This window comes from Streptococcus sp. 2020WUSS089 (assembly GCF_044427405.1).
Classification (GTDB): Bacteria; Bacillota; Bacilli; order Lactobacillales; family Streptococcaceae; genus Streptococcus; species Streptococcus hashimotonensis.
On sequence record NZ_JAOTGD010000005.1, the window covers coordinates 95,818 to 119,479 of the forward strand.

Annotated in this window: 22 protein-coding genes and 2 pseudogenes; 15 read left to right on the forward strand and 9 right to left on the reverse strand. The window is 38.7% G+C overall.

All coding sequences use genetic code 11. The annotated features are described in order from the left end of the window. Nucleotides 1–416: 416 nt before the first annotated feature. The 4 genes from ODU46_RS06025 to ODU46_RS06040 form a co-directional block, all read right to left on the reverse strand. Nucleotides 417–1,535 (reverse strand): hypothetical protein, encoded by a 1,119-nt coding sequence (locus tag ODU46_RS06025; RefSeq protein ID WP_398579382.1) that lies wholly within the window; start codon nt 1,533–1,535, stop codon nt 417–419. Between the two features lie 68 nt (nt 1,536–1,603). Further along, nucleotides 1,604–1,774 carry a hypothetical protein gene (locus ODU46_RS06030; RefSeq protein WP_153309616.1) on the reverse strand — a complete coding sequence of 57 codons (171 nt, stop codon included), beginning with the start codon at nt 1,772–1,774 and terminating at the stop codon, nt 1,604–1,606. A gap of 20 nt (nt 1,775–1,794) precedes the next feature. Further along, on the reverse strand, nt 1,795–2,292 hold the full coding sequence (locus ODU46_RS06035) for a hypothetical protein (RefSeq protein ID WP_044761913.1): 498 nt from the start codon (nt 2,290–2,292) through the stop codon (nt 1,795–1,797). Nucleotides 2,293–2,544: 252 nt separating this feature from the next. Beyond that, complete coding sequence (locus ODU46_RS06040) at nt 2,545–3,180, reverse strand: recombinase family protein (RefSeq protein WP_044761911.1); 636 nt, start codon at nt 3,178–3,180, stop codon at nt 2,545–2,547. Nucleotides 3,181–3,553: 373 nt separating this feature from the next. On the opposite strand from ODU46_RS06040, the gene ODU46_RS06045 reads away from it, so the two are divergent. The 4 genes from ODU46_RS06045 to ODU46_RS06060 all read left to right on the forward strand — a co-directional run bounded on the left by ODU46_RS06045 (nt 3,554) and on the right by ODU46_RS06060 (nt 7,586). Further along, entirely contained in the window at nt 3,554–3,847 is a 294-nt protein-coding gene (locus tag ODU46_RS06045) for a hypothetical protein (RefSeq protein ID WP_044761910.1), read from the forward strand. A 706-nt stretch (nt 3,848–4,553) separates the two neighbouring features. Continuing rightward, the gene (locus tag ODU46_RS06050; protein WP_044761909.1) at nt 4,554–6,104 is read left to right on the forward strand and encodes an ATP-dependent endonuclease; all 1,551 of its coding nucleotides are present in this window, start codon (nt 4,554–4,556) and stop codon (nt 6,102–6,104) included. Continuing rightward, nucleotides 6,089–7,165 carry a UvrD-helicase domain-containing protein gene (locus tag ODU46_RS06055; RefSeq protein WP_044761908.1) on the forward strand — a complete coding sequence of 359 codons (1,077 nt, stop codon included), beginning with the start codon at nt 6,089–6,091 and terminating at the stop codon, nt 7,163–7,165. The genes ODU46_RS06050 and ODU46_RS06055 overlap by 16 nt, the downstream gene beginning before the upstream one ends. 61 nt (nt 7,166–7,226) lie before the next feature. Beyond that, on the forward strand, nt 7,227–7,586 hold the full coding sequence (locus ODU46_RS06060; RefSeq protein WP_024384177.1) for a YbaN family protein: 360 nt from the start codon (nt 7,227–7,229) through the stop codon (nt 7,584–7,586). On the opposite strand, the gene ODU46_RS06065 is transcribed toward ODU46_RS06060, so the two are convergent. From ODU46_RS06065 to ODU46_RS06080, 4 genes are all read right to left on the reverse strand, one after another. After that, the gene (locus ODU46_RS06065) at nt 7,570–7,695 is read right to left on the reverse strand and encodes a hypothetical protein (RefSeq protein ID WP_260619270.1); all 126 of its coding nucleotides are present in this window, start codon (nt 7,693–7,695) and stop codon (nt 7,570–7,572) included. The genes ODU46_RS06060 and ODU46_RS06065 overlap by 17 nt on opposite strands. A 235-nt stretch (nt 7,696–7,930) precedes the next feature. Next, nucleotides 7,931–8,560, reverse strand: a complete 630-nt coding sequence (locus ODU46_RS06070; RefSeq protein ID WP_014638747.1) for an ABC transporter ATP-binding protein — start codon at nt 8,558–8,560, stop codon at nt 7,931–7,933. Further along, a complete protein-coding gene (locus tag ODU46_RS06075; protein ID WP_105119786.1) occupies nt 8,557–10,665 on the reverse strand; it encodes an amino acid ABC transporter permease in 2,109 nt (702 codons plus the stop codon). Before ODU46_RS06075 ends, ODU46_RS06070 begins: the two co-directional genes overlap by 4 nt. 205 nt (nt 10,666–10,870) lie before the next feature. Then, nucleotides 10,871–11,155 (reverse strand): lactococcin 972 family bacteriocin, encoded by a 285-nt coding sequence (locus tag ODU46_RS06080; RefSeq protein WP_024384175.1) that lies wholly within the window; start codon nt 11,153–11,155, stop codon nt 10,871–10,873. Nucleotides 11,156–11,442: 287 nt separating this feature from the next. Here ODU46_RS06080 and ODU46_RS06085 point away from each other — a divergent pair, with 287 nt between their 5' ends. The 10 genes and pseudogenes from ODU46_RS06085 to ODU46_RS06130 all read left to right on the forward strand — a co-directional run. Continuing rightward, nucleotides 11,443–12,309, forward strand: a complete 867-nt coding sequence (locus tag ODU46_RS06085) for a helix-turn-helix domain-containing protein (RefSeq protein ID WP_024384174.1) — start codon at nt 11,443–11,445, stop codon at nt 12,307–12,309. A gap of 94 nt (nt 12,310–12,403) precedes the next feature. Then, a complete protein-coding gene (locus ODU46_RS06090; RefSeq protein ID WP_114866928.1) occupies nt 12,404–12,940 on the forward strand; it encodes a hypothetical protein in 537 nt (178 codons plus the stop codon). 18 nt (nt 12,941–12,958) lie between these two features. Then, nucleotides 12,959–13,954 carry a virulence RhuM family protein gene (locus ODU46_RS06095; protein WP_105121277.1) on the forward strand — a complete coding sequence of 332 codons (996 nt, stop codon included), beginning with the start codon at nt 12,959–12,961 and terminating at the stop codon, nt 13,952–13,954. An 18-nt stretch (nt 13,955–13,972) separates the two neighbouring features. Continuing rightward, entirely contained in the window at nt 13,973–14,416 is a 444-nt protein-coding gene (locus ODU46_RS06100; protein WP_002939955.1) for a dUTP diphosphatase, read from the forward strand. Nucleotides 14,417–14,422: 6 nt separating this feature from the next. Beyond that, nucleotides 14,423–14,956, forward strand: coding sequence for a histidine phosphatase family protein (locus ODU46_RS06105; protein ID WP_114866927.1), 534 nt, complete (start codon nt 14,423–14,425; stop codon nt 14,954–14,956). Between the two features lie 6 nt (nt 14,957–14,962). Next, a complete protein-coding gene (gene radA, locus ODU46_RS06110; protein ID WP_395327475.1) occupies nt 14,963–16,330 on the forward strand; it encodes a DNA repair protein RadA in 1,368 nt (455 codons plus the stop codon). A 123-nt stretch (nt 16,331–16,453) separates the two neighbouring features. Then, nucleotides 16,454–16,948, forward strand: a complete 495-nt coding sequence (locus ODU46_RS06115) for a carbonic anhydrase (RefSeq protein WP_105120287.1) — start codon at nt 16,454–16,456, stop codon at nt 16,946–16,948. Between the two features lie 206 nt (nt 16,949–17,154). Next, the gene (locus tag ODU46_RS06120; protein WP_398579383.1) at nt 17,155–17,913 is read left to right on the forward strand and encodes a TIGR00266 family protein; all 759 of its coding nucleotides are present in this window, start codon (nt 17,155–17,157) and stop codon (nt 17,911–17,913) included. A gap of 346 nt (nt 17,914–18,259) precedes the next feature. After that, nucleotides 18,260–19,480, forward strand: a complete 1,221-nt coding sequence (locus tag ODU46_RS06125) for a glycosyltransferase (protein WP_105120286.1) — start codon at nt 18,260–18,262, stop codon at nt 19,478–19,480. A 569-nt stretch (nt 19,481–20,049) separates the two neighbouring features. Next, nucleotides 20,050–20,154: pseudogene (locus tag ODU46_RS06130) on the forward strand (KxYKxGKxW signal peptide domain-containing protein); the annotation flags it as partial. 8 nt (nt 20,155–20,162) lie between these two features. Here ODU46_RS06130 and ODU46_RS06135 read toward each other — a convergent pair. Then, a complete protein-coding gene (locus tag ODU46_RS06135) occupies nt 20,163–20,375 on the reverse strand; it encodes a hypothetical protein (protein ID WP_328291149.1) in 213 nt (70 codons plus the stop codon). A gap of 2,156 nt (nt 20,376–22,531) precedes the next feature. Between ODU46_RS06135 and ODU46_RS06140 the strand changes: the two are divergent. After that, a pseudogene (locus ODU46_RS06140) lies at nt 22,532–23,662 on the forward strand (DUF445 family protein); the annotation flags it as partial.

Sequence of the window (23,662 nt, forward strand, 5' to 3'; positions counted from 1 at the left end):
GGAGAATTAATTATCAAAGGTAGTTATTCAGACATTAATAGACATTTTTTTGATACAGTATGGAAATTTAATATTGAACTTGCTTGATTTCGGGGATGGTAATGGTTAGTTTTCCTTCGTATTTTAGATTCATCTCGCCCGTCCATTATTGAAGTTTATAGGGAACTTATATATGGTAGCAAAGTAGCTTGTCCGCCCTAAAATAACCCTGAATAGATAATAAGTCGCCTGACGAAACGCCCCTGAAACGGCGACGCTCTGCCTGCTAAATCTCACTTGAAGCGAATAGCGATAGGAATAAGAAAACTAGAAAAATTTCTAGGCAAGTAGGTATAGTACTAGGTTTATAAACTTCGTATAGAAGTTAAAGCAACTATCTCGGAGAAGCAAAATGTCCCATATATACGGGACATTAGTTATTTATTCCTTTTGTTGGAAAATGTTATAAAAGAAATAGCAGATAGTACAATTAAAATTCCAACAACCACTACCATTCCATTGACAGAATTTGATTTGGTTTCGGTTGACTCTTCGTCAATATATTGGGTATCTTCAGATTCCTCAGCAGAAGTTGACTCCTCTGTCTCGGAAGCAATTTTATCAGCTTCTATTTCGTCTAATTTTTCTTGGACACCTGGAACTTTGTTAAAATCTAAAGCTTCCCAAGATTGTCCGTTAGATGATAAATCAAAGTTTGATGAACCTTCAGAATAAAACATAAATAGTATGGCGTCATCATATTGATTGTGAATATCGCCATATACAATATTATTTGTGTATACGTCCGTAACTGCATATGCATATTTACTACGCACAAAAGCGATACCAGTAAGCGTTTGTCCATATAAACTCTCTGGTAGCGGTAAGACCTCGCCCTCTAGAACATACATATTGAATGGAACGCTTTGAGCACCACCAGCATACCCCCAGCTGAAACTGTCAAACACTCTTAATGCGAAATCTGTATTAAATTTTGAGCCATCATAGTCTAATACATAGTAACCATCTAAATGAATAAATGGGTCTTCGAAACGAGGGTCGTTTTCTCCTCTGAGAATGTATCGGTCACTGAAGGACACTATTTGTTCATCATTATTGAAAGGACCTCTCTCAACCAGATCATCATAAGAGATAGTAAGTGGGAGGGGGATTTTATCATCTACTGTGACAAACTGGTTTCCGCGAACTGAATCGTGCATAACGGAATTTATAGTTCTTCCAGGTATGGTGGGAGAGTCGATTGTGAAAGACTCCCCAGGTTTCAGATAAATTACGAGGTCTTTAACAGTAGAACCCACAACCCCTTTAAGCAAGAATGCGCGAACGTCATCATCGTACTTGCGGTCTCTGTTTCCGATTATGCCATAGCGATTTTCTGGATTCTCTGCACCTGTAGCTAGTGGCGCAAATCGTATATTGTTATCTTCGTAAAGTGATAGTGGCGTAGGTTCTGCGAATACAGTATTGCAACTTAGGGTGAGAAGTAATACATAGAAAGCAATGATACTTGCGAGTATTTTTTGAATCTTTTTCATAATGACCTTTCTAACTAACATTGTGTTATTTAAATTGAAGAACTTCAATATATAATTTTCCAAAGAAATTATAATTTCTCACGTTTATCACTGTTTGTTGAATTTTGTTTAGCTTGGTTGCGTTTATTTTTATATGAGTCTTCTAAATGATATACACCCTTCATCAAAATATGTTTCAAAATATAGGCACCAATAATCAATCCGATAACGAGGATTACATAAAGTGTTTCTGCATTCATTTTTAATCTCCTAAATAATTTTATTTTGTTGTATGGTATTGGATGACGCGACGTTCAACTGTTGCATTGCTATCAAGTTTTTTGATAGCTCGCTCGACTTGAGTCAATAAGACATTGTAAGGATTTTCTATAATACTCTTATCACAATTATATGTGTTGGTGATAACGAGCACATACGCTTTTTCTTCATTTCTAATTTCAGACGCTAAAAGAGCGAGAACATAGCTTTCCTTGACAATGATATTATTCGTTATTTTGAAAACAGCATCACCGTCATCTGTTGTTTTTATCAATTGGATATGGTTATCTTTGAGACTACTCGTATCCAATACGGATAGTATTTCTTGAACAGAACTAATTTTGCTTGAAAAGAAGCAATGCTCTTGAGATAGAAATAATTTATCTCGCGATTCGATAGCTCCTTGATTGAGTAGCTCATCTCGGCGTTGCCCTATGAAGAAATTGCGGATACAATAGATAAAAATACCTATTATACAAGCAATTATTATCTTTTCCATAAAATCCCTCCATTTTTTTCATCAAAATCCCTGCTACAATAGGGTTTGAGTGTGTTTTAGTGAACGGTCGTCAACTAAAACAATGAAAAATCAAAAAATGCCGACTTGGCAAGGCTTCAAAAACCCCGTCAAATCAGCATTTCTAATATTTTTTATTGATAACTTTGATTGTTTTAACAAACGACCGTCTGCTAAAACATTTTTACGAGTTTACTTTACTATTTTTTCTAGTTTTTGTCAACAATTTTTAGGTTAATATTTGCGGTTCGTTCGGATATTGTTGCGCCTCAGGACACTATAAATGGTAGCAGTGGAAATCTGGAACTGGCTGGCAATGTCTCGAACGGTCATTCCTTCTTCCAGATAACTTATAATAACTTGCTTTTCTTTGGATTTTGATATGCCTTTATTACCCAACTTCACACCACGCTCCCTGGCTTTACGCAGACCGTCTTTGGTGCGGTCTGAAATAGCTTGAAGCTCCCATTCTGCTACATAGCCTAGCATAAGACAGAAAAATTTACCTGTCAGAGAATCTGTTTCAATTTGTTCATGAATGGATTGAAGACGAATGTTGTATTTTGTTAGGTCTTCAATGATAGCAGAAAGATGAAGCATTTTCCGAGTTAGTCGGTCTAGTTTATAGACCACAAAATTGGTCTCTATGCCACTTTTGGCACATTCTTTAGCGAGCTTGAGAGCTTTTTGAAGTTGTGGGCGGTCTTGATTGCCGCCTGATTCTTTTTCGACATAGAACTTGTCGCAAAAGTTTAGAGCTTCTTTTTGAACTTCCAGTCCCAACTCTTGGCGGTTGTCTGTTGAACTAACACGGGCGTAGCCGATAACGACAGAGCCTTTTTCTTGATATTGCTTGATGATTTTCTTCACATTTTCCTCCTTGCTTTACTATTGTAGCAGAGGATATCATTTTAGCATCTAGCCCTTGACAAATCTTATTCTTTTTATTAAAATAGTATCGAAAAAGTTGGGGAGACCCAAAAACTAATTTAGACTGGACGGAAAAAACACCTTCAAAATAATTCAACGATAAAACAAAAAACAAATCGTTCAGATAAGGTGACAGAACCATAGATATTCCAGTTTTCTGGAAACCATCTATCTTTTCTATTAACGCTATCATAAAGAACGGTTTAGTGTTTGTGGTTGGGTTGTTTTGTGGGTGTTTTATAATTTAAGAAGGTCTTACTGAGTCGCTTATTTCTTTTAGTTTTTTATCCTAAAAGAAAGGAGGTGACTGCCCATGCCAAGATTAGAGAAAACAGGAATGATTCAAGTTTCTGAAGGTGTTATTCAGCCAGTGCTTGATTCAACACTTGAGAATCTGATGTATAGCTCAGCCACAGTGTTCATCAACCCAAATCTTTTTACGGTTATTGTGTTTATGGTCAATGTGGCGTTGGTCGCTATCCTTGTTTACTTGAAATGTCGAATGGTGTTTCTAGTAGAACAAAGCAACAATGAAGCCCTAGGGGCTTCGTCCACTTCTCGCAAGAGCAAGAAAAAACCGCGACGATTCCATCGCCGCGGTAATTAGTAAAACATTCAAATACCCACGGTTTTACAGAATGAGTAATTCCCGTATGAGTTTTGAAATAAGCAATCAGTCTGACTACTCCCAATAGTCAGTTGCCTTCTTAAATGTAAAGAACTATTCCTCTTTTGGAATGGTTTTTTATTGTTGATAAAATGAATGTTTTCAGAAAATTTTCAAGATTCTGAAGGATTCGATTTTTAAGTAACAACTGTAATAGTATATCAGATTTTAATCGTTCATGCAACCCTCAAGTTCTCAAAAATTCAAAAACAGTTAAAAAAGTTAAAACTAAAAGTTAACCATCTACTACCTATTCTACCATAATATCTCATAGAATGTGCTGATTTTACTGTATTTTTACAATATTTTTTCGTTACTATGTTGTTAACTTGTGAAATCCGAACATTTCCTCATAAATCTATTTATTGCTAGGATTATTACTTATCTTTAATTTCTAAAACATTCACAATGCTTTGTAATATTTTTTGCCCCCAAACTTCACCTCGATTTATTTTCTTATTTCTTCAGAATACCGACGAACAAAATCTTATATAGACCATTTGGTGTTAACTACTAAAAATTTAAAGGTTTAAATCTCCCTTTCCAACAGGACTTTAATATTCGATTCAGTTTTACAGAATATAACATAGAATATTAAGGTGTGTTACAATAGTGTTATAGAAAAAAATATGAAAGATGTACTGCAATGAAAATCAAAGAAATTAGAATTAAAGGTTTTAAAAAATTTAAAGAATTGAATGTGGAATTTAATGATGATGTTTCAGTGATAGTAGGAGAAAATGAAAGCGGGAAATCCAGTCTTTTGGTAGCTTTAGATATAGTCTTGAATCAATCTATTTTTAATCGTTCAGATTCATCATTTGATAGATATCTAAACAAAGAAGAAGTTCAGGACTTTTTCGATAACCCTAGCAAAGATACACTTCCAAGAATTGATATTGAAGTATTTTTAGATTTTGGAAACTCTTTGAAGGCATCAGAATTTTCTGGATTGCACTACGATAACCCTAAAAACAATGAATGTCGTTGTGGTATTAAGTTCGAATATAGTCTCGATATGGACTTTTTGAACGATGTTAATTTTTCTGAGTTTGCTCAGAATAATGTAGTTCCGATCGAATATTATCGCTCTTCATGGACCACATTCCAAGGGAAAAGTTATAAGCGTCAACTACTTTCAGGTAATATCATTTTTTTAGATAATTCTACTCAAAAATATGACTTATTTGGTGGGTATGCACGGAGTCTTTATAATGCTAAAGTAGATTCGGTAACACATCGACAGATAGCCTCTAAATTTAAGCAAAGTCTTCAAAGTTTTATTACTAACCAGAAAACAGAATTGGAAATTGATAGCGAGAAACACATTGGATTTGATTCCAGCAAGACGGATATTCTTAAATTAATTGATATTTATGAAAATAATGTTTCGATTCAAGATATGGGAAAAGGTAAGGAAAACCTAATAAAAACAGAAGTATCTCTATCGAATGGAATATTTGATGTTATTTTTATCGATGAACCTGAGAACCACCTAAGCTTTACCAATACGAGAAAATTAATTAATTTACTAAAACAGAGAACTGCCGAGCAAGTGATTATTGTATCTCACAGCTCTCTGGTGGTAAGTAGACTTGATTTAAAAAATGTAATATGGTTGTCAGATAAAGAAATAAAAAAGCTAGAAAAATTAGATAGTGATACATCAATGTATTTTTCAAAAATTGACAACTTGGATGTTTTAAGGTTTATATTGGCTGAAAAAGTAATTTTAGTTGAGGGGGCTGCAGAATATATCGTCCTCCCAGCTATCTACGAGAAAGTTGTAGGTAGTAGACTTGAAGCGGATGGTATTGAAATAATTTCGATGGGTAGCATTTCCTATGAAAGATATCGCAAAATTGCAGAGTCATTAAATAAGAAAGTTGCAGTAATTACCGATAATGACGGTAAAGATGAACAGTATAACAATACGGATTTATTTAGTATTTTTTCTGACAGTAATTGTGATAATTGGACACTCGAAGTCGCTTTTTATAATAAAAACACGGAGTTTTTTGATGGAAAATATAAGAATAAACAGACGAAGGCAGAATATGATGGTAAAACAATGGCCAAAGCGTGTGCGCATATGTTGAAAAATAAAACAGAAAATGCTCTACTTATTGAAAGTGAGATTAGCTCACTCTCTCTTCCGGAATATTTAATTGAGGTGGTTCAATGGATAAAAGAGTAGTATTGGCGTCCGCAGGTGCTGGAAAAACGTATTTTATTGCAAACGATTTTTCTGATAAAGAACGAGTATACCTTATTACATTCACTCATCGAAATGTTGAGAATATTCGTAAGGAATTATTGAAGCGTTTTGATGGGATGATTCCAGAAAATATTCGAATTTCGACATTTGATTCATTTGTTTATAATCAATTAGTTCGACCTTTTGAACCTGTGGCTAATTTTCCAGGTATAAAAAGTAGAGGGGTTGAGGTAAATATTAAACCTTCAACAAACTCTCGTGATTATGGTAACTATTTTAAGCTAGATAATCCTAATCACTTTTTATTAAATGATAAATTCTATGTAACAAGGTTAAGTAAGTTTTTTATGAAACAGAATCGTGATTTTAAAAAGAATGCACTTAATAGATTGAAATATTTTTGTGATACGATTTACATAGATGAGTTTCAAGATTATAACGGCTGGGATTTTAAGCTTATAGAATATCTTATGAAGTCACCTGAAACCAATGTTGTTGCTGTAGGTGATATATTTCAAAGCTTGGTTGCTAATATACGAAGAGACGGTAACGGCTCAGACCTTCCATTTTCTATAATGTCTTCTGTTGATGATTTGTCCCAAAAATTACCTAAAAAAGTCATAATTGACACAACTACTCTAGTAAAAAGTCGTAGGGTAGCTCCGAAAGTTTGTAGCTTTATCAATAATCATTTAGGTATTCCAATCGAATCTTCATCTGATAGTAACGGAGAAATTAAGTGGCTAGATAATATTTCTGATGCTACACCTATATTAATGAACTCTAATATTCCCAAATTGGTTTGGGACAATAGGTTTAAGTGCCCAGGTGTTAGTAATTTTATTAATTGGTCTTACTCAAAAGGTGATACCTATCCTAAAACTTGCATAATACTAACCAAACCAACCAGCACTCTATCAAATTGGGATACTCTATCCAATGAAGTACGAAATAAGCTATATGTTGCGTTAACTCGTTCATTGGGGGATGTTTATTTGATTTCCAGTACTATTTTTGCGGAATATAAGAACAGCATATAAATTGTGGGTATAGGTTAATCTTAATCTTGGACTGCTGTCTGGGCTGTGGTATAATAGTATTATGAAAAAAATTGTTTATCTAGTAGCTGGTTTTGTTAGTCTTGCTATTGGCATGATTGGGATTGTTCTACCTATAATTCCAACAACGCCTCTTTTACTTTTGGCTGGATTTTGTTTTGCTAGAAGCTCTAAAAATTTTGAAAAATGGCTACGCAATACAAAAATTTATCAATTTTACGTAGCGGATTATGCTGAAACCAAAGCCATTTCCCGTAAACGGAAAAAACAAATTATCTGGCAAATCTACATCCTCATGGGGATTTCCATTTGGTTGGCTCCTGTATTATTTGTCAAAATTGGACTTGGCTTGCTGACAGTCTTTATTACTTACTATCTGTTTTGGGTTATACCAGAGAAATAGATCCAGACTTGCGGATGAAATCATCGTCCTCAAAGACGGAAAAGTTATCGAGCAAGGCAACCACAGCCAGCTCCTTAAACTCAATGGCTTCTACGCCGAACTCTACCACAACCAGTTTGTGTTTGAATAGGGAAGATAGAAAAGGTCTGAAAACCAGATGAGCTGGTTTTCAGACCTTTTCTTGTTGTATCTAAATTGTTCTTGAATATGATAACCTCGGCAGAGTCAATGCCGTATTCGGGTCAGGCCATAGACGACCTGCTTCTGGGTGTGGAAGTACCTCACTTGTGAATGTAGGTTCTTAGCGGAAAGCTTATTCGCAAAGGGTGTAGAAACTATCTAAATCATAAACGAACAATCCGCTGACACTTATCGGCAATATATGGATCGTGTGTGACGATAATTACTGTTTTTCCACTATTATTCATTTCTATGAGAAATTGCAGGATTAAGTCCCTATTTTCCTGATCTAATGATCCCGTTGGCTCATCTGCCAAGATAAGATTGCTTGGTTTGAGTAGAGCACGAGCGATAGCAATTCGCTGTTGTTCTCCTCCAGACAGCTCGGAAATTTTTTGTTTTAGCGTGTTTGCTAGTCCGATTTTTTCTAGTATATTTTTTATGGACTCTTCCTTTTCCTTTTTTGATAATCTGGTATATTTTAATGCCATCAGGAGATTATACTCGACGCTTTCGTTCTCAATTAGAGCAAAATTTTGGAATAGATAGGAAATTTGTTCCCGAATTATTTTTTGAGATGTCCTAGTGTTTACAGGTACGTTTGAATGACCAAATAGGAGGTAATTTCCTTCGTATTCACCGTCAAGCAAGCCAATGATGTTTAGTAATGTTGTTTTTCCGCTACCACTTTTTCCAACAATTGCGACTAGTTCACCTTGTTCAATGTTGAGGGAAAAATCATGTAGGATATGTTTTTGACCAATCTTTTTAAAGATATGTTCTAAATGAATCATAGGTTCTCTCCTTTCAAGTATTGTACAAGATTTTTTTGCTCCATGCGCAGTGATGTAAATAGGAAAATACCCCCATCAGCAATGGCAAATAGTAAAAAAAGTGCAAGAGGAAATAGTGACTTACCAGCTATCAAAATAACTGGAAGAGGTAGCAAATATAGTAGAGTTAGTCCGATTAGAATAGGTTTGTAGCGGTCAAAAAGTGACCATCCTAAAAATTTCATAGTGATGATATGAGATTTTCTCCAAAGAAACATACTTTTTACAATAAAATAGGAAACAACAATGCTCAGTAAGCAGATAATCGCAAACAGGGTGACGAAGTTACGACTAGCGTCTCGGAAACTATCTACACGTCCTTGTTGAATAGATTTTATTGACGAGAACTTGAAATAGCTATCATCAGGTAATTTCTGAAGAATTTGTTCGATTTTTTGTTGATGTTGAGGGGAATTTGCAATTTTGATTGGGCTACTTAGTCCAGTATTTGATAGATGTGCTTTATCTTCCCACGACATATCATTGTCATTGACCAGGCTAATCATTGGATTAGTGAAATTGTTGGATAAGGTTTCATTGTATGGGAAGAATGTCCAGTCGCCGTCATAATAAATGTATTCAACATCTACCTCGCTGACTGTTTTTGCCACTTGTTCTTCATATTTCAGTGACAGAAAACCAATCAATTTTGCTAGATTTTTGTTAGACTCTTCATTCTCTTTCATTGATGCTGGAAAGAGTACAGTCAATTGTTTACTTGTATGTGGAATCGGAAATCCTATACTTTCTAGATAGGTTTTGTTGGCGTATAGAACAGGGATGTCATTAGCCAATGTTGAATGTTCAAATTCTTTAAGATGTGAGAAATTGCCAGGGTTTATGATACTAGAACGAATATAGTAAGTTGGAAGATTTTCTGTCAAATTCTTATATAAGGAGTAATAATATTGATGAGCTTTGTCGGAACCAGACAGGCTATCTTGCCAGAGTTGATTTCCTGATTTTACGGTTTCGAGTGTTAGGAAATCTCCCTGTTTTTCCCATTGTTCTTGATAGTTCAATTCTTGGTGTTCCTCATAAATGCTATTTCCGACACCAATCATCAATATAGTGATAAGAAGTGTGAGACAGCATTTGAAGAAATTATTGATATAGAATCCTGTTTTGAAGGAAACAAATCCTTTTATGATAGATGCGGCGTTAATGCGTTGGATAATTGTGATGACTAAAATGTTGATGAGTAGATAGACTTGAAGGAGGATAAAATGCGCTAACAGCATCATAGCTGTAAAACCTTGAGGCATGTAGTCAAAAAACAGAAACGGTAAACTATTTAGAATGATACTACCGATTCCCATGATTAGTATATTTTGTTTTACATAGCGATAGAAAATCTCTAAGTTACTGTATCCAAGTATTTTTTCAACGCCGATATGTTTGATATCTAAAATTGGTTGGTAAACAGAAGTTAATGAAAGGAGTAAAAATGCGATACAGCAGATGAGTGCTACTAGTAGCAAGTCTCTGTTTATTAATTCTACTGCTGTTTCAAAGGTTGGAGTCAATAGTGTAGAAGAATCAATATTGAAAAAATGACTTAATTCCTGTACGATTTCAGTGTCGTTTATGGATTTTGTTGATGTGACGGTATACTGACCATTTAGTGTATGGGATGTATCTTGAAAATAGTTTTTTAAAGTGATGAGCCGTATCGTCTTGGCCTGCAAAAATGTTGGGATATGCCCTAGTTTGTCGGAGGATTGTATATTTGTATAAGATCCACTTCCGTCTTCGTTAAAAGTAAGTTGCTGGATTCCAAAATCTTTATAAGGAAATGTCTCATGAGAAAAAACACCTGCTTTTATTACCTCGGTGTTGCTATCTGTTTTGACAATTGAAACGTCGTATTTATCAGCAATTTTTTCAAAAAAATGCAGTAAATCCTGTGAAGGAACGGCACTATCGCGTAAATAAAATTGAAATGAATAGTCAGTCGTTCCTAATTCACGTATACGATTGATTTCCTTTGTATAGTGTAGATTTACAACGATAAAACTGACACAACACAGAAGTAGAATCATACAGAAATGGTTTAGCCTTTTCATCTAAACACCTCCTTGTAAACATTTTCCGACCAGCACACCAATAGAGCTGGTCGGAAACTAACTATCTTTTTGAATTTGACTATCAGTCATTTAGCAATTGATGAGTAACAGTTGTTCCCGATTACCCTACTATCAAACATTTCTGAGCATGGTAATCGTTTTTCTCTTAATTTCATGGTCTGTGGAAAACTAATTTCAGTGCATATCAAAAACCATAGAAATATTCCATGCCAGTTGGTGGGATTTTGGTAATAGATGCTTTTGCCCAAATACCTGCGCCTTGGCGTTGACGGTTTTCATGTTGCCCATTTTTTACAGTAGCGGTATGAGAACGTGTTGGATGATGGTAGTTGGAATACCCGTAGGTTCCTGTCCATCCAACTCCATAATGCCATTCACCACCATCGACAAAATCTGCAAAGGCGACTGTGGATACCATTAAACTACAAGCAATTCCCAAGGCAAAACCTAATTTAGCAAACTTTTTCATGATAATTTTCCTTAGTTTCCAGTCATTTTCCTCCTTTCCAGAGTGGTGAGATGGTGGTATCTTATTTATTTGTTGATAATTGGTAACGGCCAGTCCCACCAGCCACCGCCTAGGAGGTGTGGCACTATGAGGATTGCTAGGTAAGTTAAAAGCAAGAGATAGTTTTTCCAATTTTTCATAAGAGTGCCTCCTATTATTTTGTTTGTTTTTCTTTACTATTATGGTATCATAGAATACATGCAAAAGATGAAAACGTAAACATTTCTCACATTTTTTGGAGGTCTTGTATGAAATGGGATTTTGGGACAGTCTTAAAAGAAATTCGTAAGTCCAAAGGGCTTAGCCAGCAGGAAGTTTGTGGAGATGCCTTGTCACGGACGACCCTATCAAAAATTGAAAACAACAAAGAGTACCCGACCATTGCTCACTTTTCCCATATTCTTCGTCAGCTGGATATGACCTTTGCAGAGTTTGACTATATCTGCCATGCCTATCAGCCTTCGGAGCGTTCTTCTATCATCCATCGCTTTGAAAATCTGAGAGGACTATTTTTTTCTGAATCAAACTGTCGGGATTTTTTGTACCAAGTAGAGCAGTATTTGAAGAAGCATGAAGATATACGGGTTCAGCGGATAGAAAAACAATTACGTTTGTTGCTATCTATCCTTCAGGTAGGAGATGGGCAACAAACAAAGCAGCTAGCTCAGGAACTCTGGCAAGAGCTAGAAAAGTCAGATACTTGGTATCTGGCTGATTTTCGTAAGCTAAGTCTTATTCTTCCGATTATTCCTGTAGTCCATTTGGAAAATTTTGTAGATAAAATTTTGCTTTCCTTGGACAAATATAAGAATTTCAGAGACATTCATGTTAGTCATTTGACTTTTCTCTATAACCTATCAACTGTCTTGTTGAGAAAAGAAAAGTATGGCTTGTGTCATCCTGTTATGGAGAGAGTTTATGCCATGGCTCAGGAAAGTATGCGGATTGATTATGTAGGCATGGCCAATGTCCGTATGGGCATCTTTCAACAGGATAGAGAGATGGTGGACAAGGGGCTTACCATTCTCCGAGCCGCAGACTTGCTAGAGATGGTTGAACAGTTGGAGCAAGAAGTCGAGAAGTATTGGGAGATTTTTGGCTCGGAAGAGGTTTGAACTGCTTGAGCTAGTTTATATTTGTAGCACCTGTAGGTCAGGTGTTTTTTTGCTGAAAATCGCAGCCTTTGATGAATTAGTGTATAATAGACCTATGAAAAGACTGAGCGTTCGAGTTGAATTATTTCCCCTAAAAAAAGAAGAAATCCTTGCCTACTTAGATGACAAGGGGATTTTGGTAAATGCCTATTTCAAGACCTACCTAGCTCATCCAACTTATCAAGAAGTGGTGGAGAAACAGAAGTGTTTAGTTGAGATTGTCAGTCTAGCTGATATGGGATTTGATCGGGAAGCAACTGCTCCTCAGATAGAGGAGAGAGCCGTGGAGATTGGTTATCAATTACCACCAGCTCATCTGGGAGTTTATCTTCGGCTGGCCTTGTTGAAACAGGAAGTTAGTCAAGATAATATTCTGTCCCAAGGAAAATCACCAGACGGAGCCATTTGCCTGCTATCGCCTCAGTTGGAAGAAGAATTCGCCTTCCCTCGCAGTGTCTATCTCCGTAAGGTTGACCAAGACTTGTGGCTACGTGCAGCCCGCTTTGATGACGAGTACGCCTTTCCCTTAACAACACTTTTTGCATTTGTGACGAAAAATGCGAATGAATTTGTAGTGGGGAGTGAGCCCTAAATAATTAAAGAGGCAAATATGAAGGAATTACAATTTTTAATTTACCGAGCAGAAAATGACCAAGAAAAGGCTAGTGTTATTGTCAGTGACGAGACGATTTGGGCCAGTCAAAAGGAAATGGCAAGATTATTTGATGTTGGTGTACCAGCTATCAGCAAACATTTGAAAAATATTTTTGAAGAAGGTGAGTTGGATGAGGGAGCAACTATTTCCAAAATGGAAACAGTTCAAATCGAGGGGACTCGCGAGGTCATCAGGCAGGTTGATTATTACAATCTCGATGCCATCATTTCCGTCGGTTATCGTGTCAATTCTCAAAAGGCTACTAAGTTTAGGCAGTGGGCAACAACTGTGCTTCGAGAATACATGATTAAAGGTTTTGCCATGGATGATGAGCGTTTGAAGCAAGGCGAAAACCTGTTGGAAAAAGATTATTTCCGTGAGCTCTTAGAACGAGTTCGTTCTATCCGTGCTAGTGAACGACGAATTTGGTTACAAATCACAGATATTTTTGCAGAGATTGCGATTGATTATGACGCTAATAGCTTGATGACTAAGCAATTTTATGCTCATGTGCAAAATAAATTTCATTATGCGATTACAGGTAAAACAGCTGCAGAAATTATTTATGAAAAGGCAGACCACACCAAAGCGAACATGGGGTTGGTAACCTGGAAGCACTCTCCTGACGGACGTATTTTGCAATCGGATGCTCTTGTTGCTAAAAATTATCTGAACGAAAAGGAAATTCGTTCGCTGGAACGTAGTATTTCGGGCTACTTTGACTATCTGGAGCGACAAATTGAGCAAGGAAAAACTCAGACCATGCAAGATTTGGCAGATAGTATTGACCGATTTTTAGCCTTTCAAGATTATGAACTTTTAGAGGGGTATGGTCAAATTACAAGGCAGTCAGCCAAGGAGAAAGCTCGGTCAGAATATGCAATTTTTAATAAGACCCAAAAGATAAATTCTGATTTTGAAAAATTACTAGAAGATTTATCCTCAAAATAAGCATTCGAAAGGAAAAATATGAAAATCCGTGGATTCGAACTGGTCAGCCAGTTTACTGATGAAAATTTATTGCCAAAACGTGAGACAGCCCACGCAGCAGGTTACGACCTGAAGGCTGCAGAAACCGTCAGCTTAGAGCCAGGTGAGATTAAGCTGGTGCCAACGGGTGTCAAGGCCTATATGCAGGCCAACGAGGTCCTCTATCTCTACGACCGTTCGTCTAACCCTCGCAAGAAGGGCTTGGTCCTAATTAACTCGGTCGGGGTTATCGACGGCGACTACTACGGCAATCCAGCCAATGAAGGTCATATCTTTGCTCAGATGCGAAACATCACAGAGGAAACCGTCGTGGTGGAAGCAGGCGAGCGGATTGTGCAGGCTGTTTTTGCCCCCTTCCTCTTGGCTGACGGCGACCAGGCCGATGGCGTTCGGACGGGCGGATTTGGCTCGACAGGGAAATAGACTACTATGCAGATTCTCTTTGTGCGGCATTCCGAGCCTGACTATAGTATGTTTGACCAGCATGAAAATCCTCGGCTGTACGCAGGTTTTGGACGGGATCTGGCTCCCCTGACTGAAAAGGGAAGGGCTTTGGCCCAGAAAGTTGCCAGCAGTTCTGTTTTTGCTCAGGCTCAGGCGGTTATCGCTTCAAGCGTCACGCGGGCCTTGGAGACTGCAACGTACATTGCTCATGCCCAGCAACTACCTCTTCTGGTCGAGCCCTTTTTTCATGAGTGGCGACCAGACCTACTGGGACAAAATGCCAGTCAAGATGAGGCTATCTTAGCTCATCGATTATTTTTGGAAAATAGCGGAGCGGTGCCTGAGTCTTCTCCTGTTCGTTATGAGACTGCTGCGGAGATGAAAGAGCGATTTTTACAGGCCCTTGAAAAATACAAAGCCTATGACCGAATCGTTATCGTCTGTCACGGTATGCTGATACGCCAGTTTGTTCCCAAAGAAACCATAGCCTACTGCGAAATCCTAGAATACACTCTATAGGAGGAAATCATCATCGCTAAGAAAAAAACAACCTTTGTCTGTCAATCCTGCGAGTACCACTCACCCAAGTATCTGGGCCGTTGTCCAAACTGTGGCTCCTGGTCTAGCTTTGTCGAGGAAGTGGAAGTCGCCGAAGTCAAGAACGAGCGGGTCAGTCTGACAGGTGAGAAGTCCCGTCCCATGAAGCTCAACGAAGTTTCCTCTATTCAAGTGGCTCGCACCAAGACTAATATGGAAGAGTTCAACCGTGTCCTCGGTGGCGGTGTGGTCCCAGGCAGTCTAGTCCTGATTGGAGGCGATCCAGGGATTGGCAAATCCACCCTACTCTTGCAGGTTTCTACCCAGCTTTCGACCATTGGCACCGTCCTCTATGTGTCGGGGGAAGAGTCTGCTCAGCAGATTAAGTTGAGGGCGGAACGTTTGGGCGACATCGATAGCGAGTTCTATCTCTATGCGGAGACCAATATGCAGAGCATTCGGACCGAGATTGAGAAGATCAAACCAGCTTTCCTGATTATCGACTCTATCCAGACCATTATGAGCCCTGACATTTCTAGCGTGCAAGGTTCTGTCAGTCAGGTCCGTGAAGTAACCAATGAACTTATGCAGATTGCCAAGACCAACAACATCGCAACCTTTATCGTCGGCCACATGACCAAGGAAGGCACCCTGGCTGGACCGCGGACCCTGGAGCACATGGTGGACACCGTTCTCTATTTTGAGGGCGAGCGACAGCACACCTTCCGTATCTTGCGGGCGGTCAAAAACCGCTTTGGCTCCACCAACGAAATCGGTATTTTTGAAATGCAGTCGCAGGGTTTGGTCGAAGTCCTCAACCCTAGTGAAGTCTTTCTGGAAGAACGGCTGGACGGGGCGACAGGCTCTGCTATTGTCGTGACCATGGAGGGTACCCGTCCTATCCTTGCCGAAGTGCAGGCCCTGGTGACGCCGACCATGTTTGGCAATGCCAAGCGGACCACGACAGGCTTGGACTTCAACCGTGCCAGCTTGATTATGGCGGTTTTGGAAAAACGGGCAGGCCTGCTCCTCCAAAACCAAGATGCCTACCTCAAGTCAGCAGGCGGTGTCAAACTGGATGAGCCAGCTATTGACCTAGCGGTCGCAGTTGCCCTTGCCTCCAGTTACAAGGATAAGCCTACCAACCCACAAGAGTGCTTTATAGGCGAAATTGGTTTGACAGGTGAAATCCGCCGTGTCAATCGGATTGAGCAACGGATTAACGAAGCCGCTAAATTGGGCTTTACCAAGGTCTATGCCCCCAAAAATTCTCTGACCGGTATCAAGGTGCCCAAGGAAATCACCGTTATCGGCGTGACCACCATTGGCGAAGTCTTGCAGAAAGTGTTCAACTGATGAAACCATTCGGGAGTGACAGTTAGTCGCTCCTCTTTTTGCGACAAATAGTCGGGAATGTGATAAGCTAGGTCTAACCTATTTCTGAAAATTTCAGAAATTCTCATCAGACAAGGAGGTCCTATGTCTTATTTTCAAAACTTTATGAAGGCCAACAAGGCCTATGTTGACCTGCATGGTGATTACCATTTGCCTCTTCGTCCAAAGACCAAGGTGGCTATCGTGACCTGTATGGACTCACGGCTTCACGTGGCGCAGGCCTTGGGCTTGGCTCTGGGTGATGCCCACATTTTGCGGAATGCGGGTGGGCGCGTGACGGAGGATATGATTCGCTCGCTAGTCATTTCCCAGCAGCAGCTCGGCACAAGGGAAATCGTGGTGCTCCACCATACAGACTGCGGTGCCCAGACCTTTACCAATGAGGACTTTGCGGTCCAACTCAAGCGGGATCTGGGAGTGGATGTGGCTGGTCAGGACTTTCTTCCTTTTACAGACATTGAAGAAAGCGTGCGGGAGGATATTGCTCTCTTGAAACAATCTCCGCTCATACCTAACGACGTTGAAATTTCTGGTGCGGTTTATGATGTGGATACGGGTCGTATGACAGAAGTTATATAGGAATACTCAGGAAGTTCGGTTTTTCCTGTAAATTTTATCTGAATGGCCGAGAAATCCTTGACAAGTTTTTTTGAATGAGATAAAATTGTATTATCACAACAGAACAAAAGAGAGATAAATGATACTTGGTTTATTTTAGCTTGTTCTAAGTTTATTATGGCTATCCTGTGGTTAACAGGACCTTTCGTAAAAAATAGGAGTCAACTATGTCAGACAATCGGATGAAATATACTATCGATAGTAATATGCAGTTTCCTTTGGTGGAAATCGCCTTGGAAGCTGGTGAATCAGCTTATATTCAACAAGGGAGCATGGTCTACCATACGCCGAGTGTGACCTTGAATACCAAGCTCAATGCGCGTGGTGGTTCAGGTTTTGGTAAATTGATGGGGGCCATCGGTCGGTCAATGGTATCAGGCGAATCTATGTTTATCACGCAAGCCATTTCCAATAGTGACGATGGAAAGATTGCACTTGCGCCTTCAACGCCAGGTCAGGTTATTGCCTTGGAACTTGGTGCAGAGCAATATCGACTAAATGATGGTGCCTTCCTTGCCCTAGATGGTTCTGCTCAATATAAAATGGAACGCCAGAGTGTTGGGAAAGCTTTCTTTGGTGGTCAGGGTGGACTCTTTGTGATGACTACAGAGGGGCATGGCACACTTTTGGCGAATGCGTTTGGTTCTATTAAGAAGCTAACTTTAGATGGTGGAAGTATCACCATTGACAATGCTCATGTGGTTGCTTGGAGTTGTGATTTGGACTACAATATCCATATGGAAAATGGTTTCCTCCAATCTATCGGTACAGGTGAAGGAATCGTTAATACCTTTACAGGTTATGGAGAAATCTATGTACAGAGCTTGAACATTGAAACCTTTGCTCAGGTCATTGGCAATCATATTGTCGGTGCAGGTGGTGACGGTGGCGGTGGAAGCACATCATTGCTGGATGCGATTTTTTAATAGTGGAGAAATAGAAGCTGAGGCCTACAACCTTAGCTTCTATTTAGTTATATTTTAAATCGTACAAATAGAATCTTTAAAAATTCTCTAATATTTTTCTTTCATTTATGATAAAATAAAGGTAAGAAACAAATTTTATCAATGTATAAACATCATCCATATAGTATTTGTAAGATGATGATATTCTAAAAAGTTTAAGGAAATAATTTTCTGTTGAGGTCCTCTTGCTTCCTCTAACACTATTCTTCTTGTGAGAATAATAAAGTTTCTTCATAAACTATAAGTTTATATATCATTCAGCTTAGGTGTTGATAAAATGTGCTTTTTTGAAGGAGAGTAAATATTAATGTTGAAACGAAGTGTCTTCCCAAAAACGAGTAAGGCTGTTGTCATTGCAGGAGATTATGGACAAATTAGACCCATCGAAGCTGTACTTAAATCTCTTTGTTATAACAATACAGGTTTGAAAATATATCTCTTCAATCAGGATATTCCACGTGAGTGGTTCAAACAGCATCGCGAGTGGATTTTACGGACAGGAAGTCAGTTGCAAGACGTAAAATTATACGATATTCCTCTAAATTCTAATTGGACAACGACAGCGCATATAAACTTTATGACCTATGCTCGTTATTTTATTCCACATTACGTAGCTGAAGATGTAGTATTATATCTGGATACTGACACAGTCGTAACGGCAGATGTATCGGAATTATTTGAACTAGATTTATCCAATGCCTACATGGGAGTTGTAGCTGCAGCATTTGGCTATCATGAAGGTTTTAATGCGGGTGTGTTGCTGATCAATAATAAGCGTTGGAAAGAAGAAAATATCTGTGGTCGTCTGGTAGAGGTAACTAATCGTGACCATCAAAAGGTGCCATTGGGAGACCAAACGATTTTGAATCGAGAGTTGGGCGATCAGTGCCTTTACATAGAGGATACCTATAACTTTCAAATTGGATTTGATCTTTTAGCTGTTCGGGAGGGACATCATGAAGTCTTTAAAATTCCGTTAGAACCGCTACCTAAAATTTTGCATTATCTCACAGCAGACAAACCATGGAATACTCATTCTCCTGGGCGTCTGCGACATGTTTGGTGGCAATATCATTTGATGGAGTGGCATACGATTATCCAGAAATGGGTACTTGAATCTCAAGTTAAAAGGCAAGAGATAACAGCAGTTGTTGTAACCAACACTCACTTATTAGAGCAGATTGATTACTTGACAAAATCATTACCTGAGGTAACCTTCCATATTATCGCTTTTACAAACATGGCGCCTCGTTTACTAAAGTTAGAAGAAAAAGAGAATGTAGTTCTTTATCCGAAAGCGATTGGTTTTGTTGTAGAAGATATTCTAAAAGACTGTGATATTTATTTAGATATTAACCATGGAAGTAAACTGAATGATATGTTGAAGGTGGTCAAAGATCAAGATAAGCCGGTTTTCAGTTTTGAACATATTCAAGCTTCAATTTTTGATGATTACTCTTATCACCAAAATTTTGCTTGGAACCAGTCTGCAGAAATGGTCAAAGCAATTCGAGAAGCCTTACTATGATAGTGGAATTTTCTAATCCCTGGATAGAAATTGCATTAAGCTTTGAAAAAATAAGACAGAGACAAAGTACATAACTGTCATTTTTAATATAAATAATGAAATCCCTCGTGTATACAAGGGATTTTCTTTACTAATTTTTACCGTTTACTATTTGGTTAAAGAGTTTTACTCAACTAAGGGTAAAGCAGCCAGAGGGGGGAGATAAAGTGAAAGTCATGATTGAATAAGCGAATATTATCGATTTAGGTGTCGGAACTGTTCTTTTTGTTCTGACACTTTTTTTGAAAATTGCCTTTACTTAGTCGGTTACGAAATAAGGTATACTAATATGTAAATATATAAATAACAAAGATAAAAATGTTAAAAAATAATAGTTTTTTGTAAATGAGATAAAAATATTTTTTAGACAAATAGCGCAAAATGTTCATATTTTACAAATTTTAATTGACAAAGTATATTATTTTAGTTAGAATTTAAACTAAAATCTTAATGTCAAAATATTTATGTTAAATAAAGCTTGTTAATATATTGATGTGATTGGTTATAGAATGTTATTGGGGGAATAACAAATGTCTAGTCAGAAAAGAAATGATTATACCGAAGTCTCGCGTAAAAGCCGAGTAAAAATGCACAAGTCTGGGAAGCATTGGGTAAGAACAGTGATGTCACAGATTGGTTTTATTCATTTGGGGAAACGTAGCGCTTCTGAAAGTCCAAAAATAAAATTAACTTCTACAAATCGACAAGAATCTGCTACAAAGTTGTTGCGTGGATTGGTAGCTGCAAGTGCTGTGGTCGGTGGAGGACTTACTGCAGAGCAAGTTCTTGCCGAAGATACGGTAATTGCCTCTGAGATAACTACATCGGTACTGGCAAATGAAGATACTGTTGACATGAGTGATGTGGGCACGGAATCAGCTGCTTCTTCACAATCAGTAAGTGAATCTGAGTCAACAAGTAGTTCAGAGTCAATCAGTAATTCAGAATCTACAAGTGATTCGGAATCTAATAGCGTATCAACTTCGACAAGTGAATCAATATCAGAAAGCGAGTCAATTTCATTTAGTGAATCTACTTCTTCAAGTGAGTCTAGTGTGCTAAGTGAGTTGACAATTGCTTCAGAAAATAGTCAGTCTTCATCAACAACATCAGAGTTATCCGAGAGTTCGACATCAGAATCAACAACATCAGAAGAGACTCCGCAACAAGTCTTGGAACAAGTAGTATCAGAAGGAGAAATTCTGATCAAAATTGCAGAATCTCAACTAGCGACGACATCGGATAGCGACTTAGCTGCTGCTCTCGCTGCACTACAATCAGATATCGTTATGGCTAAGCAGTTGTTAGGAAGTGCAACAGCGACACAAGCAGAGATTGAGACCATAGTGTCATCATTACAAACAAACTCTCTTGCCTTAGGGACAGAGTTGCTAAAAGATAAATCTGATAATATTCTTACTGTTTCGTTGAGTACTACTATCAATTCTACACAGACAGGATTTACTATTAGTGATTTTACAGATGGAGGAACACAGTATTATTGGTCAGGTGGTGACTCCAGTAAACTTCTTAATACAATCACAAGTATTTCAGCAATATATGATTCTGTAAAGGGGACGATTTCATGGACAGTTGTGTATGACCCTACAGCGGTTTTAACTTCAACTTATTGGAAGACCAATGGCGCTTATACGGGGATATACATAGATACCACTCAGGACTCGAACTTGGGAAGTCCAACAAATGTTTTAATTGATGGCAGTTCAACAACTTCAAAATCTAATCCATATGTTGGATCAACTTCTCAAGGGACTGAATATATTTCAACTAGTAAGTCAAAAGGGATTACGACCCATACAATTACCTTTACTACAGCTTATTCTGGCTCAACATCGGATTTATCAACGTTAAAAATTAAACTGGTAGCAGCATCAAGTGTTGCAACATCGGTTTATGAAGATGCCTCTAATTTAAAATATGGTCGTTATAATTCAAACACAGCACCATATGTAGTCGCGAATGATGCAGGGACAGCGATTGGTGGATATTTTGTAAATGGAATAAATCAAGATTCAATCCCATCGGATTCAACCAGCCAGTCCGTATCGCAGTCTGAGTCTGTATCAAAATCTGAGTCAGTATCTGAATCTGAGTCACTTTCCAATTCAATTTCAAACTCTATTTCGGAGTCGATTACTGAATCTGTTTCAGAATCTATTTCAAATTCAGAGTCGCTTTCAGATTCGATTTCAAACTCTATTTCTGAGTCAGTTGCAGAATCTGTTTCTGAGTCTGTGTCAAATTCAGAGTCACTTTCCAATTCAATTTCAACCTCTATTTCTGAGTCAGTGCGTGAGTCGGTAGTTGAATCGCTGTCAGAATCGGTTCGTGAGTCGGTAGTTGAATCGCTGTCAGAATCGGTTCGTGAGTCAGTAGTTGAATCGGTATCAGAATCAGTTAGCGAATCCGTTTCAGAATCAGTCTCAGAATCTATCTCTGAATCGGTCAGCGAATCTATTTCGGAATCCGTCTCTGAATCCATCTCCGAGTCTCTTTCCGAATCAGTTTCTGAGTCCATCTCCGAGTCGGTCAGCGAGTCGATTTCAGAATCCGTATCTGAGTCCCTTTCAGAATCAGTCAGCGAGTCTATCTCTGAGTCAGTCAGCGAATCAATTTCTGAATCTACATCTGAATCCATCTCAGAGTCAGTCAGCGAGTCGATTTCAGAATCCGTATCTGAATCCATCTCAGAATCAGTCAGTGAGTCGATTTCGGAATCCGTATCTGAATCAATTTCCGAGTCGGTAAGCGAATCTATCTCAGAATCCGTATCTGAATCAATTTCCGAGTCAGTCAGCGAGTCTCTTTCAGAATCTACATCTGAATCCCTCTCCGAGTCAGTTAGCGAATCTATTTCTGAATCCGTATCTGAGTCCCTTTCAGAATCAGTCAGCGAGTCTATCTCCGAGTCAGTTAGCGAATCGGTTTCCGAATCCGTCTCAGAATCTATCTCTGAATCGGTCAGCGAGTCTCTTTCAGAATCCGTCTCAGAATCTATCTCAGAGTCGGTCAGCGAGTCAATCTCTGAATCTACATCTGAATCGATTTCAGAATCCACATCTGAGTCAATTTCAGAGTCGGTCAGCGAGTCGATTTCAGAATCTACATCTGAGTCTATCTCCGAGTCAGTGAGCGAATCAATTTCCGAGTCAGTAAGTGAGTCAATTTCCGAATCCGTCTCAGAATCTATCTCTGAATCGGTCAGCGAGTCAATTTCTGAATCTACATCTGAGTCAATTTCAGAATCAGTCAGCGAGTCGATTTCCGAATCCGTCTCAGAATCTATCTCAGAGTCAGTGAGCGAATCGATTTCCGAATCGGTTTCTGAGTCAATTTCCGAGTCAGTCTCTGAATCTATCTCTGAATCGGTCAGCGAGTCAATTTCTGAATCTACATCTGAGTCAATTTCAGAATCAGTCAGCGAGTCGATTTCCGAATCCGTCTCAGAATCTATCTCAGAGTCAGTGAGCGAATCGATTTCCGAATCAGTTTCTGAGTCAATTTCCGAGTCAGTGAGCGAATCAATTTCAGAATCGGTCAGCGAGTCGATTTCAGAATCAGTTTCTGAGTCCATCTCCGAGTCAGTCAGCGAATCTATTTCAGAATCTACATCTGAGTCAATTTCAGAATCAGTTAGCGAGTCTATCTCCGAGTCAGTCAGCGAATCAATTTCCGAATCCGTCTCTGAATCTATCTCAGAGTCAGTGAGCGAATCGATTTCCGAATCTGTCTCAGAATCTATCTCAGAGTCAGTAAGTGAATCTATTTCCGAATCCGTCTCTGAGTCCCTTTCCGAGTCAGTAAGTGAGTCAATTTCAGAATCCGTATCTGAGTCCATCTCCGAGTCAGTGAGCGAATCAATTTCAGAATCTACATCTGAGTCAATTTCAGAATCAGTTAGCGAGTCTATCTCCGAGTCAGTGAGCGAGTCTCTTTCCGAATCCGTCTCAGAATCCCTCTCCGAGTCAGTCAGCGAATCAATTTCAGAATCAGTAAGTGAATCTATTTCCGAATCCGTCTCTGAGTCTCTTTCCGATTCCGTAAGTGAGTCCCTTTCGGAATCCGTCTCAGAATCTATCTCTGAATCGGTCAGCGAATCTATTTCGGAATCCACATCTGAAT